The 17,360-nt window shown below is 75.3% G+C and carries 12 protein-coding genes; 6 read left to right on the plus strand and 6 right to left on the minus strand.

The genetic code is table 11. The features are described from left to right. Positions 1-78: 78 nt before the first annotated feature. The 3 genes from IH44_RS46820 to IH44_RS46830 form a co-directional block, all read right to left on the minus strand. Positions 79-1,041, minus strand: a complete 963-nt coding sequence (locus IH44_RS46820; protein WP_157852522.1) for a hypothetical protein — start codon at positions 1,039-1,041, stop codon at positions 79-81. 171 nt (positions 1,042-1,212) lie between these two features. Further along, a complete protein-coding gene (locus IH44_RS46825) occupies positions 1,213-2,085 on the minus strand; it encodes a hypothetical protein (RefSeq protein ID WP_157852523.1) in 873 nt (290 codons plus the stop codon). Positions 2,086-2,421: 336 nt separating this feature from the next. Beyond that, on the minus strand, positions 2,422-2,763 hold the full coding sequence (locus IH44_RS46830) for a hypothetical protein (RefSeq protein WP_157852524.1): 342 nt from the start codon (positions 2,761-2,763) through the stop codon (positions 2,422-2,424). On the opposite strand from IH44_RS46830, the gene IH44_RS49540 reads away from it, so the two are divergent. The 5 genes from IH44_RS49540 (at position 2,741) to IH44_RS0131735 (ending at position 11,619) form a co-directional block, all read left to right on the plus strand. After that, on the plus strand, positions 2,741-3,613 hold the full coding sequence (locus IH44_RS49540; RefSeq protein WP_157852525.1) for an ABC transporter permease: 873 nt from the start codon (positions 2,741-2,743) through the stop codon (positions 3,611-3,613). The two genes, IH44_RS46830 and IH44_RS49540, sit on opposite strands and share 23 nt — an antisense overlap. Further along, complete coding sequence (locus IH44_RS46840) at positions 3,610-6,552, plus strand: hypothetical protein (RefSeq protein ID WP_030463240.1); 2,943 nt, start codon at positions 3,610-3,612, stop codon at positions 6,550-6,552. The genes IH44_RS49540 and IH44_RS46840 overlap by 4 nt, the downstream gene beginning before the upstream one ends. A 162-nt stretch (positions 6,553-6,714) precedes the next feature. After that, a complete protein-coding gene (locus IH44_RS0131725; protein WP_030463241.1) occupies positions 6,715-8,913 on the plus strand; it encodes an ATP-dependent RecD-like DNA helicase in 2,199 nt (732 codons plus the stop codon). A 233-nt stretch (positions 8,914-9,146) separates the two neighbouring features. Beyond that, positions 9,147-10,436: a citrate synthase gene (locus tag IH44_RS0131730; RefSeq protein ID WP_030463242.1), complete on the plus strand. Its 1,290-nt coding sequence runs from the start codon at positions 9,147-9,149 to the stop codon at positions 10,434-10,436. Positions 10,437-10,899: 463 nt separating this feature from the next. Further along, a complete protein-coding gene (locus IH44_RS0131735; protein WP_030463243.1) occupies positions 10,900-11,619 on the plus strand; it encodes an SDR family NAD(P)-dependent oxidoreductase in 720 nt (239 codons plus the stop codon). A gap of 11 nt (positions 11,620-11,630) precedes the next feature. Here the strand turns inward: IH44_RS0131735 and IH44_RS0131740 are convergent, their stop codons facing one another. Beyond that, positions 11,631-13,748 carry a cation-translocating P-type ATPase gene (locus IH44_RS0131740; RefSeq protein WP_030463244.1) on the minus strand — a complete coding sequence of 706 codons (2,118 nt, stop codon included), beginning with the start codon at positions 13,746-13,748 and terminating at the stop codon, positions 11,631-11,633. Positions 13,749-13,842: 94 nt separating this feature from the next. Continuing rightward, positions 13,843-14,061, minus strand: a complete 219-nt coding sequence (locus IH44_RS0131745) for a heavy-metal-associated domain-containing protein (RefSeq protein WP_030463245.1) — start codon at positions 14,059-14,061, stop codon at positions 13,843-13,845. A gap of 295 nt (positions 14,062-14,356) precedes the next feature. Here IH44_RS0131745 and IH44_RS0131750 point away from each other — a divergent pair, with 295 nt between their 5' ends. After that, a complete protein-coding gene (locus tag IH44_RS0131750) occupies positions 14,357-15,547 on the plus strand; it encodes a PP2C family protein-serine/threonine phosphatase (protein ID WP_030463246.1) in 1,191 nt (396 codons plus the stop codon). A gap of 19 nt (positions 15,548-15,566) precedes the next feature. On the opposite strand, the gene IH44_RS0131755 is transcribed toward IH44_RS0131750, so the two are convergent. Continuing rightward, positions 15,567-17,255: a bifunctional 3'-5' exonuclease/DNA polymerase gene (locus IH44_RS0131755; protein ID WP_030463247.1), complete on the minus strand. Its 1,689-nt coding sequence runs from the start codon at positions 17,253-17,255 to the stop codon at positions 15,567-15,569. Positions 17,256-17,360: the final 105 nt, after the last annotated feature.

A 17,360-nucleotide genomic window follows, 5' to 3' on the forward strand; every position in this document is an offset into this window, starting at 1 on the left:
ATGGTACTGCAGGGGGGACCCTGTGGGAGAGTAGGACGCCGCCGAACAATCATTGTGGGAAAGCCCCCTGACGGGAAGTCAGGGGGCTTTTTCGCGTTCCCGGAGAGGCGGCCGGCCGGGAGGTGGGTGGTCGAACGAGTCCGGTCCGTGATCGTGGGGCGGTTGTTTGACCGGGGGGTAGGCGGCAGACTGCCCGTCATCAGGATTGGTCCAGACCATCGGATGGCGACGGAAGGGCTGCGGGGGAGACATGGGAACGGCGGGGCGGGGATCACCCGTTGGCGTGCGGCGGGCCGGGCAGCACGGGGTCGTGCTGGGGGCTGCGGCGGTGACGGTGTTGTTGGCCGTGGCGGTGCTGGCGGCGCTGACGGCGTTGACGGGGAGTTCGGTGACGGAGGGGATGCGGCAGCGGTTGGCGGGGGATCCGCGGCTGTCGCTCTCGGTGTCGGGGCGGTACGCGGACGGGGCGGACGAGAAGGCGGACGCCCAGGTGCGGGCGGCGTTGCGGCGGGCGTTGCCGGGGACGACGGCGCAGGTGGAGGAGGTGCTGCACACGTCGATCCCGTTGACGTTGCCGACGTCGGGAGCGGGAGCGGGAGCGGGGGCGTCGACGGGGTTGTCGGTGACGCCGTTGGCGGTGGCGGATCCGCAGCGGTTCGCGGAGTTGACGCAGGGGGCCTGGCCGGCCGGGGCGGGGCAGGTGGCGCTGTCGGAGGCGGTGGCGCGGCAGGTGGGGGTCTCGGCGGGCGGGACGGTGCCGTTGGTGCGGGCGAGCGGGGTGCTGCCGGTGACGGTCAGCGGGGTGTACCGGCAGGTGCCGGGGTCGGAGCCGCTGTGGCGGGCGTGGGCGGTGTCGTCCTCGTTGAAGGGGGCGGAGGGGGTGGCGCTGGCTTCGCGCGAGTTGTTGCGGGCGAATCCGGCGCTGCGTGGTGAGTTGGACGTGCAGTGGACGGCGTTGCCGGATCCGGGGCGGTGGCGGGTCGACGGGTTGGCGGCGTTGCGGAGCCGGGTGGAGCGGCTGACCGGCGGGGACGCGGCCAAGGCGGTGTTCCGCGGGGCGGAGCCGTCGGTGGGTGCGCTGCGGGCGTTCAGTGATCTTCCGGTGGCGTTGGACGAGTTGCGGTCGCCGATGATGGTGGCGCGGTCGGGGATGTTGGTGCCGGTGACGATGCTGGGTGTGCTGTCGGCGGTGACGATGGTGCTGACGGCGCGTCAACTGGCGGATTTCCGGCGGGCCGAGCTGCTGTTGCAGTTGGCGCGCGGGTCGGGTCGGGCCCGGTTGGTGGGGGCGGCCGCGGTGGAGTGGGCGCTGTGCACGGTGCCGGCGGCGGTGCTGGGGGTGTGGGCGGCGGGGCCGCTGTTGCGGGTGTTGGAGCGGTTGGGGTTGCCGGTGGAGGGTGCGGCGGCTGCGGCGGCCGGTGGGGCGTCGTGGGCGGTGGCGGGGACGGCGTTGGTGCTGCACGGGTGTGCGGCGCTGCTGCCGGTGGTGTGGACGGCGGACGGCGGCGAGCGGGAGGCGCCGCCGCGCAGTGCCCGGCGGGCGGTGGCGCAGCGGGCGGGGGCGGATCTGGTGCTGGCCGCGGTGGCGGTGTTGGCGTACCTGCAACTGCGGCAGTACCAGGGGTTGTTGAGTCCGGCGTCGAGTGCGGTCGGGTTCGATCCGGTGCTGGTGGCGGCGCCGGTGGTGATGACGGTGGCGGCGGCGTTGCTGTTGTTGCGGTTGTTGCCGCCGTTGGGGCGGGCGTTGGAGGCGTTGGCGCGGCGCGGGCGGGGGCTGGTGGCTCCGTTGAGCGGGTGGCAGGTGAGCCGGGGGCGTGCGGGGCAGGGTGCTCCGGTGCTGTTGATGGCGTTGGCGTTGGCGGTGGGGGCGTTGACCACCACGGTGATCGCGGGCGAGGCGCCGAGTGATCGGGACCGGGCGGCGTTCGCGGTGGGGGCGGATCTGCGGGTGACGGGGGGCGAGTTGCCGTCGGGGGCGCGGTACGGGGCGTTGGCGGGGCTGCCGGGGGTGGCAGCGGTGACGCCGTTGGTGTCGGAGCAGGGTGAGGTGCGGGGGTCGCGGGCCACGGTGCTGGGGGTGGACACGGCGGCGGTGCGGCCGGTGGCGACGTCGGAGCGGATGGCGTCGGGGGCGTGGGTGCATGCGGTGCCGGCGGTCCGTTCGGATCTCGAACGGGGTTCGCTGGAAGGGCAGTTGGGTCAGTTGGGGGCGGCGGTGCCGGTGCACGGGATGGTGCTGGAGGGCCGGCCGTCGGCGGTGGAGGTACAGGTGTCGGTGGCGTCGGTGGAGCGGACCGGTCCGGTGTGGCTGCAGGTCCAGGTGGAGGACGCGAGCGGGTTGGTGTCGACGGCCTGGGCCCGGTTGACGCCGGACGGGGTGTCGCGGGCGGTGTCGCTGCCGTTGGGGTCGGGGGCGTTGCACTACCCGGTGCAGGTGACGGGGTTGTCGTTGCGGAGCACGCCGGTGCGGGATTTCCGGCGGCCGACGCTGACGCTGGCGGTGTCGGGGATCACGGGGGCGGCGCTGCCGGAGGGGGTGCGGTGGACGGACGTCACCCGGGGGGTGGCCGGGGCCACGGGGCTGGGGTGTCCGGGGCGTTCGGACGCGGGGCAGTCGTCGAAGGTGCTGAGGGCGGGGGTGTGCGAGGTGTCGCAGCCGGCGGGCGGGTTGTTGTCGGCGGTGGTGCGCGGTGTCGATCCGGGTATCGGGGTGCCGGACGGGCCCGAGGCGGAGTCGTTCGTGCTGAGTTCGGGTGCGGACACGGTGTCGTTCGCGCTGTTGCCGCCGGGTGGGGTGCAGAAGGCGGCGGGCAAGGGCGGGGTGGTGCCGGCGGTGGTGAACGCGGCGTTCCTGCGGGAGACCGGGTACGGGGTGGGCCAGGAGGTCCGGGTGATGTCGGGGGAGGAGGACCGGTTCGGGTTGCGGATCGTCGGGGAGCTGGCGGACCTGCCGGGTGGTGCGGGCCGGGACGAGCCGCAGGCGCTGGTGGACGTGCGGGCGCTGTCGGCGGCCCGGGCGGTGCTGGGGCTGGGGCCGGTGGCGGACGAGGCGTGGCTGTTGGCGGCGGCGTCGAAGGACGGTGCGGTGCGGGCGGAGCGCGCGGTGGCGGCGGATCCCCGGTTGGGGCGGGTGGAGAGTGCCCGGGCGGCTGCGGCGGCGCTGGCCGGTGACCCGTTCCGGAGCGGGCGGCGCAGTGCGCTGGTGCTGTCGCTGGTGTTGTCGCCGGTGTTCGCGGTGGCCGGGTTCACGGTGCACGCGGTGGGGTCGGCGCGGTCCAGGCGGCGGGAGTTCGCGGTGCTGCGGGCGCTGGGGGTGCGGCGGCGGCAGTTGGCCGGGGTGCTGCGGTTGGAGCAGTCGGTGGTGGTGGGGTTCGCGGTGCTGCTGGGCGGGGTGCTGGGCATCGTGCTGGCGGCGGTGGTGCTGCCGTTGATCATGGTCGACGGCGGGGGGCGGGCGGTGTTCCCGTCCCTGGAGTTGACGGTGGGTTGGGGATGGACGGCGGCGGTGGTGCTGGCGACCGGCCTGGGGGCCGGTTCGGTGGTGCTGGTGCTGTCGCGGATGTTGGCGCGGGTCGATCTGGCGCGTGAGCTTCGGGCGGGGGAGAGCGGATGACCGGGTTGGGCGGATGGCGGCCGGGCGGTTTCGGCGGCTGGCGGGCGGCGGTGCGGGAGGCCCGGACGGGCTGGCCGGTGTCGGCCGTGCTGGCGGTGCTGGCGGCGGTGCTGACGGTCGCGGCGCTGCTGTGGCCGCCGGTGTTCGACCGGTTGGCGACCAGGGAGTTGGCGCGCCGGTTGGACGCGGCGCAGGTGGGCGGGCCGCTGCTGGTGTCGCGGGCGTCGCTGAACGCGCCGGTGGACGGGCGGGGCGGGCCGTTGCCGCCGCAGTTCGGGACGCTGGACACCGATCTGGTCAAGGTCGGCGAGAAGATGCGGCAGGGTGCGTCCGGGGAGTTGGCGGGGGCGCTGGTCCGGGTGTCGGGGTGGGTGCAGGCCGACGGCATGGAGCTGTCGGGCGACGGGGTGCCCGAGCCGCACGGCAACGCCGGGGTGATGTCGCTGGTGTACGCGCAGGACGCGGCGAGCCGGGTGCGCTGGGTGGCCGGGCGGGCGCCGGGGCTGCCGGCCGATCCGGAGCGGGCGCCGATCGAACTGGGCCTGTCCGCGGCGTCGTTGGAGCAGTTCGGGCTGAAGGTCGGCCAGCGGGTGCAGCTGTCCGGGGACGCCCGGTTCACCGGGGCGGTGGTGGTCGGCGAGTTCGAGCCGCTGGAGGGTTCGGACGACCTGTGGCGGGAGCTGCCGCTGCTGAACTCGCCGATGGACACGCAGGTGCAGGCGAGCCAGTACGTCCGGTACGGGCAGGCGATGGTGTCCCCGGCGGGGCTGGAGGCGATGGAGTCGCGCGGGGCGCGGACGCTGGACGCGGCCTGGGTGTTCTGGGCGGCGGAGCAGCCCTGGGGGACGGGCGGTACGTCGGCCGGGGCGCGGGAACTGTCCCGGCAGGCGCGGGAGTTCGGGAACACGGCGGCGGTCGCGGTGTGCGGCGGGCTGATCTCGGACCGGTTCCCCTGCCCGGTCGGGACGCGGACGGTGGCGCCGCCGCGGCTGACCCAGCAGCTGTCGGTGCTGGTGGACGCGTTCGTGGCGCAGCGGGCCCGGACGGTGGCGCTGCAGTCGTTCGCGCTGGCGGGGCTGCTGGCGATCGGGGTGTCCACGGCGGTGGCCGCGGCCCGGCTGGGGGCGCGGCGCAGGGAGGCGGCGCTGGCGCTGCAGCGGGCGCGGGGTGCGGGTGAGCCCGCACTGGCCGCCGTTCGGCTGCTGGAGGCCGTTCCGGCGGCCCTGGTGGGCCTGCTGGCGGGTTGGGCGGTGTCGGTGCGGTGGGCCGACGGGCGTCCGTTGGGGGCGTGGTGGCCGGCGGTGACGGCGGTGGTGCTGGTGGCGTGCGCGCCGGCGGTGGCGGTGTGGTGGCAGGGCCGGGCGGTGCGCCGGGCGGGCCGGGAGCCGGTGCGCCGGCGGGGTCTGCGGCGGGCGCTGGGCCTGTCCGCGCGGCTGGTGGCGGAGGGGGCGGTACTGGTGCTGGCCGGGGCGGGGGTGCTGCAGTTGCGGTTGCGCGGAGCGGCGCCGGCGGGGGCCGAGACGGATCCTCAACTGGCTCTGGTGCCGGTGGTGTTGGGCCTGGCGGCGGTGGTCGTGGTGCTGCGGGTGTACCCGGTGCCGCTGCGGTTGGTGTCGCGGTGGGCGCGGCGCCGGCGGGGTGCGGTGGCGCTGGTGGGGCTGGCGCAGGCCGGGCGGCGGTCGGGGGCGGCGGCGACGGCGCTGCTGGTGCTGGTGCCGGCGTTGGCCTGCGCGGTGTTCGGCGCGCTGGTGTCGGGCACCGTCCGGGAGGGCCGGGTGGCGGCCGCGCAGTGGCGTACGGGCGGTGACGCGGTGGTCCTGGGTCCGGCGCAACGTCCGCTGCCGGTGGAGGAGTTGGGCCGGGTGCCGGGGGTGGCGGGGGTGCTGCAGGTGCGCGGCGGGCTGGCCTCGTTGACCTCGGACGACGACGGGACGGCGGTGAAGGGCGTCGGCCTGGCCGGGGTGGACCCGGCGGCGCTGGCCCGGTACGAGCCGGGGTCGGCGCTGGCGGCGGCGCTGGCGGCGTCCCCGGAGCTGGCCGAGCCGCTCGGCGAGGGCGCGGAACTCCCGGCGCTGGCCGACCCGGTGACGGCGGCCCGGTTCCCGGACGGCTCGTTCGACGCGGACGCGGGGGCGAGCCGGTTCCGGGTGCGGATCGTCGGCGTGCTGCCGGACGGCGCGGCCGCGGACCGGGCGATCGGCCCGGTGGTCGGGGACGTCGGGACCGCGGGCGGGCTGCTGGTGTTCGGCGGACCGGGGGCGGAGCGGCTGCCGCGGCAGAACGGGCAGCGCACCGCGGCGGTGCTGTTCGCCGACCCGGGGCGGCCGGGGTCGGCGGCGGGCGCGGCGCGGATCGACGCGGCCCGGCTGCGGGCGGTGGTCGCCGGGTCGGCGGCGGCCGCGGGTGCGGGGGGCGGCGGGGCCGCGGGCGGTGCGGTGGGCCGTGGCGCGGCGGTCGAGATCCGGCTGCTGGACGGGCAGTTGAGGGATTCGGCGGGGGACGGGCTGGTGTCCGCGCTGGAGACGGCGTTCCGGGCGTCGGCGGCGATCGGGCTGCTGCTGGGGCTGGTCGCGGTGGTGCTGGAGCTGCTGCTGAGTTCGGCGGAGCGCGGCCGGATGCTGGCCCACCTGCGGACGTTGGGGCTCGGCGGGCGGGCCGCGGCGGGCGTCCGGCTCGTCCAGTTGCTGCCGGTGATGGCGGCGGCGGTGGTCGGCGGCACGCTGCTCGGTCTGGCGCTGCCGTGGCTGCTCGGTCCGGCCCTCGAACTGCGGGCCTTCACGGCCGGTCCGGGCGCGCCGCCCTTCGCCCCGGACTGGGCGGGCATCGCGCTGGCGGCGGTCGGGCTGCTGGTGCTGGTGCCGTGCGCGGCGGCACTGGAAGGGGTGACGGGGCGGCGGCGGGTCCCGCAGGTCCTCCGACTGGGCGAGGGCGCGCAGTAGCGGGGCGGCGGCCTGGTGGTGCGACGGGGGCGCGCGCGGGCGGCGCGCGGCCCCGTCGTGCTCGGCCGCGCAGCCCCGGCGGGGCGACCGGCCGGGGCCGGGTGTCGGTGGGGCGGAGTACCTTTCGCGGTGGCGTGTTCCTGATCGCGGGTGAGGTGTCCGGTGCAGCTGGCTCAGGTGGAGGGGGTTCTGGAGCGGATCACGTACGCCAACGAGGAGACGGGGTACACGGTCGCGCGGGTGGACACCGGGCGGGGGGCGAACGACCTGCTGACGGTGGTGGGGGCGCTGCTGGGCGCGCAGGTGGGGGAGAGCCTGCGGCTGTTCGGGCGGTGGGGGTCGCACCCGCAGTACGGGCGGCAGTTCACGGTGGAGAACTACACGACGGTGCTGCCGGCCACGGTGCAGGGCATCCAGCGGTACCTGGGCTCGGGGCTGATCAAGGGGATCGGGCCGAGGTTCGCGGAGCGGATCGTGGAGCGCTTCGGGGTGGAGACCCTGGAGGTGATCGAGAACGAGCCGAAGCGGCTGATCGAGGTGCCGGGCCTGGGGCCGAAGCGGACGAAGATGATCGCGAAGGCGTGGGAGGAGCAGAAGTCCATCAAGGAGGTGATGGTCTTCCTGCAGGGCGTCCAGGTGTCGACCTCGCTGGCGGTGCGGATCTACAAGCAGTACGGGGACGGCTCGATCGGGGTGGTGAAGAACCAGCCGTACCGCCTGGCGTCGGACGTGTGGGGCATCGGGTTCCTGACGGCGGACCGGATCGCGCAGGCGGTGGGCATCCCGCACGACTCGCCGGAGCGGGTGAAGGCGGGCCTGCAGTACGCGCTGTCGCAGTCGACCGACCAGGGGCACTGCTACCTGCCGGAGGAGCGGCTGATCGCGGACGGCGTGAAGCTGCTGCAGGTGGACGTGGGGCTGGTGATCGACTGCCTGGCGGAGCTGGTCGCGGCGGAGGGGGTGGTGCGCGAGCGGCTGCCGGGGGCCGAGGGGCAGGAGGTGACAGCGGTGTACCTGGTGCCGTTCCACCGGGCGGAGGTCTCGCTGGCCAACCAGCTGCTGCGGCTGCTGCGCGCGGACGAGGACCGGATGCCGTGGTTCCGGAGCGTGGACTGGCCGGCCGCGCTGGGCTGGCTGGCGCAGCGGACGGGGGCCGAACTCGCCCCGGAGCAGGAGCAGTCGGTGCGCCTGGCGCTGACCGAGAAGGTCGCGGTGCTGACCGGCGGCCCGGGCTGCGGCAAGTCGTTCACGGTGAGGTCGATCGTGCAGCTGGCGCTGGCGAAGAAGGCGAAGGTGGTGCTGGCGGCGCCGACCGGGCGGGCGGCGAAGCGGCTGGCGGAGCTGGCGGGCGCGGAGGCGTCGACGGTGCACCGGCTGCTGGAGCTGAAGCCGGGCGGGGACGCCGCGTACGACCGGGACCGGCCGCTGGACGCGGACCTGGTGGTGGTCGACGAGGCGTCGATGCTGGACCTGATCCTGGCGAACAAGCTGGTCAAGGCGGTCGCGCCGGGCGCGCACCTGCTGTTCGTGGGGGACGTCGACCAGCTGCCGTCGGTGGGTGCGGGCGAGGTGCTGCGGGACATGCTGGCGGCCGGCGGCCCCGTCCCGTCGGTGCGGCTGACCAGGATCTTCCGGCAGGCCCAGCAGTCCGGCGTGGTGGTGAACGCGCACCGGATCAACGAGGGCCTGCCGCCGCTGACCGAGGGCCTGCCGGACTTCTTCCTGTTCGTCGAGGACGACGCGGAGCGCGCGGCCGGCCTGACGGTGGACGTGGTGGCCCGCCGGATCCCGCAGCGCTTCGGCCTGGACCCGCGCCGGGACGTCCAGGTGCTGGCGCCGATGCACCGCGGCCCGGCGGGCGCGGGCGCGCTGAACACGCTGCTCCAGTCGGCCGTCACCCCGGCCCGCGAGGGCCTGCCCGAGCGCCGGTTCGGCGGGCGGACGTTCCGGGTCGGCGACAAGGTCACCCAGATCCGGAACAACTATGACAAGGGGCGCAGCGGTGTCTTCAACGGCACAGTGGGCGTCGTGACGGCACTGAGCGTGGACGACCAGCGGCTGACGGTGATGACCGAGGAGGACGAGGAGGTGCCGTACGACTTCGACGAACTGGACGAGCTGGCGCACGCGTACGCGGTGACGATCCACCGTTCGCAGGGCAGCGAGTACCCGGCGGTGGTGATTCCCGTCACGACGTCGGCGTGGACGATGCTCCAGCGGAACCTGTTGTACACCGCGGTGACACGGGCCAGGAAGCTGGTGGTGCTGGTCGGTTCGCGCAAGGCCATCGGGCAGGCGGTGCGGGCGGTGAGCGCCGGTCGGCGGCACTCCGCGCTGGACCACAGATTGGCTGCGGGCTGAGTTCGAGGGGGTACGGTACGTTCAGAGGTTGTCTTGACGTGAAGAGATTTAGGGCGGAACCTGGTCCGGTGCCGCCGCCGATCTTGTCCGGTTCACACCGGTGGCGGCAGCGGAGTTTGTAGGCCCCGGTCCTTCCCGGGGTCACCCCCGGGTGCGCGGCCGTCCTTCGGGTGGGGGATCGTTGGGACAGTCAGGGCAGTCGGATGAGGATCAATTTCGTCGGTGAGGAAGACGTGAGCGACAAATCGGTAGTACTGCGGTACCAGGACGGCGAGTACGAGTACCCCGTCGTCGAGAGCACTGCGGGCAACTCCGGCTTCGACATCTCGAAGCTGCTCCCGCAGACCGGCCTGGTCACCCTGGACAACGGTTTCGGCAACACCGCCGCCAACAAGTCCGCGATCACCTTCATCGATGGTGACGCCGGCATCCTGCGCTACCGCGGCTACCCGATCGAGCAGTTGGCCTCGGAGGCCAACTTCATCGAGACCGCTTACCTGCTGATCAACGGTGAGCTGCCGAACCAGGGCGAGCTCGCCGCGTTCAGCAACGAGATCACCCAGCACACCCTGCTGCACGAGGACGTCAAGCGCTTCTTCCAGGGCTTCCCCCGGGACGCGCACCCGATGGCGATGCTCTCCTCGGTGGTCGGCGCGCTCTCCACGTTCTACCCGGAGAGCCACAACCCGTTCGACGAGGCGCAGCGCAACCTGTCGACGGTCCGCCTGCTGGCGAAGCTGCCGACCATCGCGGCGTACGCGTACAAGAAGGCGATGGGCCAGCCCTTCGTCTACCCGCGCAACGACCTCGGCTACGTCGAGAACTTCCTGCGGATGACCTTCGCCGTCCCGGCCGAGGACTACGAGCTGAACCCGGTGGTGGTCAACGCCCTGGACAAGCTGCTCATCCTGCACGCGGACCACGAGCAGAACTGCTCGACCTCGACGGTGCGCCTGGTCGGCTCCTCGCACGCCAACCTGTTCGCCTCGATCTCGGCGGGCATCTCGGCGCTGTGGGGCCCGCTGCACGGCGGCGCCAACCAGGCCGTGCTGGAGATGCTGGAGCAGATCCAGAAGGACGGCGGCGACGTCGACGCGTTCATCCGCAAGGTGAAGAACCGCGAGGACGGCGTCAAGCTGATGGGCTTCGGCCACCGCGTCTACAAGGCGTTCGACCCGCGCGCCGCGCAGGTCAAGGTGCTCGCCCACGAGGTGCTGGCGCAGCTCGGCCAGTCCGACGAGCTGCTGGACATCGCGCTCAAGCTGGAGGAGCACGCGCTCAAGGACGACTTCTTCGTCTCGCGCAAGCTCTACCCGAACGTGGACTTCTACACGGGCCTGATCTACCGCGCGATGGGCTTCCCGACCAGCATGTTCACCGTGCTGTTCGCGATCGGCCGGCTCCCCGGCTGGATCGCCCACTGGCACGAGATGATCAAGGACCCGACCAGCCGGATCGGCCGCCCGCGGCAGATCTACACCGGCGTGGAGATCCGCGACTACGTGCCGCTCGACGCGCGCTGAGCCGTCGGCCGCGACGCCGAAGGGGCCCGGTCCCGCCCTCCCGTACAGGGGGCGGGGCCGGGCCCCTTCGCGTGTTCGCCGTGCTGGGGCGCACGGCGCCCGGGCCGGCCCCGGTCGGGAACGGCCGCTCAAAGCGTCCCCGGGGGCCCGGGACCGGCCCGGTGCCGTGCGCGAGGGCGGTCGACGAATCGACAGCCCGTCCGGGGCCCGCCGGAGCCCCGCTCTACAAAAGGTAAGACGTACCAGGGGGCGCAGAGTTACGCCAGGGGGGTGTGAGTTGTCTCTCTCCACTCTCCGTGTGCGCCCGCGCACCGGACGGCCGCCCGCATATCACACCGCACGGTCGGCGCGCGGCGTCACCCACCCCGCTGGCCTCGCAACCCAGCGTGATAGGAATCGTGGCAATCCGGTACGGACCGCCTGCGATGCGCGGCGCGGCGGACGGTCAGGGAGGGAGTGCGCAATGGCCAGGAACGTCGTCGTCACCGGTGGGGGCACCGGCATCGGGCTGGAGGTGGCCCGGCGCTTCGCCGCGGCCGGGGAGCGGGTGGTGATCGTCGGCCGCCGGCCCGGGGTCCTCGACCAGGCCGCGCAGGAACTCGGATCGAACGTCACCCCGCTGATGTGCGACCTCGCCGACCCGGACGCGGTGGAGGCCGCGCTGGACGCGCTGCCCGCCCGGATCGACGTGCTGGTCAACAACGCGGGCAGCCGGGAGACCGTGCTCGGCGCCGGCCCGCACGCGGTGCTGGCCCGCTGGCGCGGCGACTTCGAGCGCAACGTGCTGACCGCGGTGCTGCTCACCGAGTCGGTCCGCGACCGGCTCACCCCCGGCTCCGGCCGGGTGGTCACCGTCTCCTCGATCGCCGCGCTGCGCGGCGCGGGCTCCTACGGGGCCGCGAAGGCGTCCCTGCACGCCTGGAACCACTTCCTGGCCGCCCAGCTCGGCCCGTCCGGGATCACCGCCAACATCGTCGCCCCGGGCACCGTCGCGGGCACCGAGTTCTTCGGGCCGCGGCTGGACGAGGCCGAGGTGGCCCGGCGCTCGGCGCGCACGCTGCTCGGGCGGATCGGCGAGGTCGGCGAGGTCGCCGCGACCGTGTACTTCCTGGCCTCGGCGGAGGCGGGGTTCATCACCGGGGAGATCCTGCACTGCAACGGCGGGGAGATGCTGGGCCGCTGACGGCCGCCCGGTCAGCGAGTGGCGTGGAAGTTTCGCAGCCGCAGGCTGTTGCCGACCACGAACAGTGAGGAGCAGGCCATCGCGGCGCCCGCGATCACCGGGTTGAGCAGGCCCGCCGCGGCCAGCGGGATCGCGGCGACGTTGTAGGCGAAGGCCCAGAACAGGTTGCCCTTGATGGTGGCCAGGGTGCGCCGGGAGAGCCGGATCGCGTCGGCGGCCGAGCGCAGGTCGCCGCGGACGAGGGTGAGGTCGGCGGCCTCGATGGCGGCGTCGGTGCCGGTGCCGATCGCCAGGCCCAGGTCGGCCTGGGCGAGGGCGGCCGCGTCGTTGACGCCGTCGCCGACCACGGCCACGGTGCGGCCCTCGGCCTGGAGGCGTCGGACGGTGGCGACCTTGTCCTCGGGGAGGACCTCGGCGATCACGTCCTCGGCCGGGATGCCGACCTCGGCGGCCACCGTCTCGGCGACCGCCCGGTTGTCACCGGTCAGCAGGACGGGCCGCAGGCCCAGGGCGCGCAGTTCGGCGATCGCCTCGGCGCTGGTCGGCTTCACCGCGTCGGCGACCTCCAGCACGGCCCGCGGCGCGCCGTCCCAGGCGACGGCGACGGCCGTGCGTCCGGCGCGTTCGGCGGCGGAGCGGGCGGCGGCGAGGGCGGGCGGCAGCGGGGCGCCGAGCAGGGCGGTGCGGCCGGCCAGCACGGCGTGCCCGTCGACGGTGCCCCGGACGCCGTGGCCGGGGAGGTTCTCGAAGTCCGTGACGGCGGGCAGCTCGCCGAACCGCTCCTGGGCGGCGGTGGCCACGGCCTGCGCGATCGGGTGCTCGGAGGCGTGCTCCAGGGCGCCGGCCAGGCGCAGCGCCTCGTCCTCGGTGGTGCCCTCGGCGGTGTGGACGGCGGCCAGCGCCATCCGGCCGGTGGTGACGGTGCCGGTCTTGTCGAGCACGATGGTGTCGACCTTGCGGGTGTTCTCCAGGACTTCGGGGCCCTTGATCAGGATGCCGAGCTGGGCGCCGCGTCCGGTGCCGACCAGCAGCGCGGTCGGGGTGGCCAGGCCGAGGGCGCACGGGCAGGCGATGATCAGCACCGCGACGGCCGCGGTGAACGCCTCGGTGGGGCTGTCGGAGGCCAGCAGCCGGCCGACCAGGGTGGCGAGGGCGATCAGGATGACGGCGGGCACGAACACGGCGGAGATCCGGTCGGCCAGGCGCTGCGCGGCGGCCTTGCCGTTCTGCGCGTCCTCCACCAGCTCGGCCATCCGGGCCAGTCGGGTGTCCGCGCCGACCCGGGTCGCCTCGACGACCAGGCGGCCGCCCGCGTTGACGGTCGCGCCGGTGACGGCGTCGCCGACGGCGACCTCCACCGGGACGGACTCGCCGGTCAGCATCGAGGCGTCCACCGCGGAGCTGCCCTCGACCACCGTGCCGTCGGTGGCGACCTTCTCGCCGGGCCGCACCACGAACCGGTCCCGGCCGAGCAGGATCAGGGTGGTGACGGCGGCCGCGGTCTCCAGGTAGAGCGCGGAGGAGGCGTCGGTGCTGCCGACGGTGAGGGAGAAGGAGTGCCGCATGCCGGGCATCCCGGCGTCGCCCCAGAACAGGGCCCACACCGACCAGCCGAAGGCGGCCAGGGTGCCGAGCGAGACCAGGGTGTCCATGGTCGCCGCGCCGTGCCTGGCGTTGGTCCAGGCGGCCTGGTGGAACGGCCGGCCGCCGTACACCAGGACCGGGCCGGTGAGGGCGAAGGCCAGCCACTGCCAGTTGTCGAACTGCAGGGCCGGGACCATCGAGAGCAGCACCACGGGGAGGCTGAGCACGGCGCTGACCAGCAGCCGGTCGCGCAGCGGGTCGGGTTCCCGGGCGGGTTCCGCGGGGGTCTCGGGCGCGGCGGGCGGGGGCGGGAGTTCGGCGGTGTAGCCGGTGCGCTCCACGGTGGCGATCAGGTCGGCGACGCTGGTGCCGGGGCCGAAGTCCACCCGGGCCTTCTCGGTCGCGTAGTTGACGCTGGCCTCGACGCCGTCGATCCGGTTGAGCTTCTTCTCGATCCGGGCGGCGCAGGACGCGCAGGTCATGCCGCCGATGGACAGCTCGACGCGGTCGCGGGGCGCGGCGGCGGGGTCGGTGGTGGTGCTCATCAGCTCGTCCGGTCCGTTCGGGTGCTGCTCGGTGCGGCGCGATGTGGCGCGGTGCGGTGGGGCGGGGGCGGCGCGGGCCGCCCCCGCGGGCGGGTCAGGAGGCCCGGCCGACCAGTTCGTAGCCGGCCTCGTCCACCGCGGCGGCGATCTGCTCGTCGCTGGGGGCGGGCTCGGCGGTCACGGTGACGGTGCCGGCCTGGGAGTCGGCGGCGACCGCGGTGACGCCGGGCAGGGCGGAGACCTCGCCGTTGATCGCCTTCTCGCAGTGGCCGCAGCTCATCCCGCTGACGGTGTAGGTGACGGTGCTGGACATGGGGACCTCCCGGGACGCGCTGGGGCTGGGCCGGTTGCGGGGCCCAGGGCATCTGCTGCCTACGACCACCACCATACCCCCTGGGGGTATTTAGTCCAGAGGGGGGCGCGTTCCGGCCCGCACTCCCGCGACCCGTCCCCGAGGGTAGTCCGCGCCGGGCCGGGAACCGCAACGGCGGGCGCGGCGGTGCGGCGCCCGCCCCCCGTACGGCGGGGAAACCCAGGGCTCCCGGCCCGGACCGCCGGGATTTCGCCCGGACGGCGCAAGGCGGCCCGGTGTCCGATATGTTCGGTAGGTGCACCTTCGACGCGGGGACGGCACGCCACCCGGCCGCACCGGCGCGGTGCCGCCCAGCAGGCGGCGCAACGCCCTGCTGGCGGCCGACCTCCAGGACCTGTCGCTGCTGCGCCGGGCCGCGCCCGCCCTGGCCGCCATCGGCCTGGTCTCGCTCGCCGACTACCTCTCCGGGCAGGACCGCTACCTGGCCCCGCTGATGGTCGTCGTCCCGTCGGTGGCCGCGCTGACCCTGCGGCCGCGCGAACTGCTCGCGGTCTGCTTCCTCGGCCTGCTGGCCCTGCTCGGCCTCAGCCACCTCGACCAGGTCGTCGACTTCGGCGACAGCCGCTTCCTGTACGGCGCGATGGTCAGCTACGTCGCGGTCACCGCGCTCAGCGCCGGGATCGCCGAACTGCGGATGCGACGAGCCGCGGCCTTCGCGGCCGTCAGCTCGGTCGCGGAGGCCGCCCAGCGCGCGCTGCTGCGCCAGCCCGAACCGGTGGTCGGGCCGCTGCGGCTGGCCGTGCGGTACGTGTCCGCCGCGGACGCCGCCCGGATCGGCGGCGACCTGTACTCGGTGCTGGACACCCCGTACGGCACCCGGGTGCTGGTCGGCGACGTCCGCGGGAAGGGGCTCGGCGCGGTGCAGACCGCCGCGGTGGTGCTCGGCGCGTTCCGGGAGGCCGCCTACGACGAGGAGCAGCTGCCCGCGGTGGCCGGCCGGATCGAGGCCAGCATGGAACGGCACGTCCCCGACGGGGAGTTCACCACCGCGATGTTCGCCGCCTTCCGCGAGCCCGGCAGCGTCGACCTGCTGCACCTGGGCCACGTCCCGCCGCTGCGGGTGCGCGCCGACGGGCGGGCCGAGGTGCTCGAACCCGAGGACCCCTGGCTGCCGCTCGGCCTCGGCCACCTGGTCGGCGGGCTGCCCTGCGCGAGCGCCGTGCCGTTCGGCCCGCGCGACGTCCTGGTGCTGTGCACCGACGGCGTGATCGAGGCGAAGGGCGCCCGCGGCGGCGAGTTCTACCCGCTGGCCGAGCGCGCCGGGCCGCTGGTCCGCGACGGCTGGCGCTCGCTCGCCGACCTCGACGCCGCCGTCGCCCGCCTCTACGCCGACCTGCTGGCCCACACCGGCGGCGAACTCGGCGACGACGCGCTGCTGCTGCTGGTCACCCGGCCCGCGCCGGACGCGCCGGACGCGGCGGGCTGAGCCGGGCTGAGCCGGGCGCTCACTTGGCGTCGCCGTAGCAGTCGACCACGGCGGTGGTCAGCGGGAAGCGGACCGGGGTGTCGCCGAAGACCAGCGCGGCGGCCTCCTCGGCGGACTCGGCGACCGCGGCGGCCACCGCGTCCGCCAGGTCGGCCGGGGTGTGCACGACCACCTCGTCGTGCTGGAAGAACACCAGGTGCGGGCGGTCCTCGCCGGAGCGCAGCGCGGCCAGCCGGCGGCGCAGCGCCGCGAGCAGCGCCAGCGCCCAGTCCGCGCCGCTGCCCTGGATCACGAAGTTGCGGGTGAACCGGCCGCGGGCCCGGGCCGAGCGGCCGCCCGCCTCGCCGGACTCCGGGGCCTCCGTCAGGTCCAGCCAGTCCGCCGAGGGCGGCGGGCAGGCCCGGCCCAGCCGGGAGGAGACCACCCCGCCGTCCTCCCCGGTGCGGGCCGCCGCCTCCACGTACCCCATCGCGGCCGGGTAGCGGCGGCGCAGCGTGTTCAGCAGCGGGCCGATGCCGCCGCCGGTCTGGCCGTACATCGCGCCCAGCAGGCCCAGCTTCGCCTTGTCCCGGTCGCCCTGGAACGCGGACGCCGCCAGCGCCGCGTACAGGTCGCCGCCGGCCGCCGTCCGGGCCAGCCCCGCGTCCCCGGACAGGGCGGCCAGCACCCGCGGCTCCAGCTGCGCCGCGTCCGCGACCACCAGCAGCCAGCCCGGGTCGGCCACCACCGCGCGGCGCAGGGTGCGCGGGATCTGCAGCGCCCCGCCGCCGCGCGAGGCCCAGCGGCCCGTCACCACGCCGCCCACCACGTACTCCGGGCGGAACCGGCCGCCGCGCGCCCAGGCCGCCTGCCAGGCCCAGCCGTGCGCGGCGTGCAGCCGGGACAGCTCCTTGTAGCGCACCATCAGGGCCGCCGCCGGGTGGTCGACCGCCTTCAGCTCCCAGGAACGGGTCGAGGACAGCTGGATGCCCCGGTCCGCGAACGCCTTGATCACCTGGGTGTGCGAGTCCAGGTTGAACGGGCGCGAGCCCAGCGCCCGCTGCACCTCCAGGGCCAGCTCGGCCAGCTTCGGCGGCAGCGCGCCCGGGATCGCCGGCCGCGGGCCCAGCAGCTCGGTCAGCAGCGCGTCGTGCACGTCCGCGCGCCAGGGCAGGCCGTCGTGCGCCATCTCGCAGGCCAGCAGCGCGCCCGCCGACTCGGCCGCCACCAGCAGCCGGAACCGGGAGCGGGCCGCCGGGTCGGCGATCGCCGCCAGCCGCCGCAGCTGCTCCGCGTGCACCGCCACGACGGCCGCCAACTGGTCTGTCCCCGGCGGCAGTTGCAGCCGGTCCGGGGCGAACAGGCCGTCCTCGTCGGGCAGCGCGCCCTCCGGCAGGTCGGCCGGCACCGGCAGGCCGCGCAGCCGCGCCCAGGCCGCGCCCAGCGACCGCGGCGACCCGAACCGGCCCTCCCGGCCCAGCAGCAGCGCCTCCGTCAGCCGCAGGTCGTGGCAGCGCGCCAGCCGCTCCGGCAGCGCGGCCAGCAGCGGACCGTACGCGGTGTCCGCCGTCGGCCACACCCAGCGCGGGGCGTGCGCCGCCTCCACCGCGGCCACCGCCTCGGCCAGCCGCGGCGCGGGCTCCGGCGGGCCCAGCGGCGCGCCGTCCTCGCCGAGCGGCTGCAGCCGCCCGCCCGGACCGTGCGGGTCGGGCACCAGGGCGTAGCGCACGGCGGCGGCTCCTCTCGGCCGGCAGGGGCGGGACCTGTCGACGGTAGCCGGTGGGGGTGACAGCGGGCGGTGCGGCACGAGGGGCGGGCGCCCGGAGCGGCGGCT

This window comes from Kitasatospora sp. NRRL B-11411, from assembly GCF_000721345.1.
Classification (GTDB): Bacteria; Actinomycetota; Actinomycetes; order Streptomycetales; family Streptomycetaceae; genus Kitasatospora; species Kitasatospora cineracea.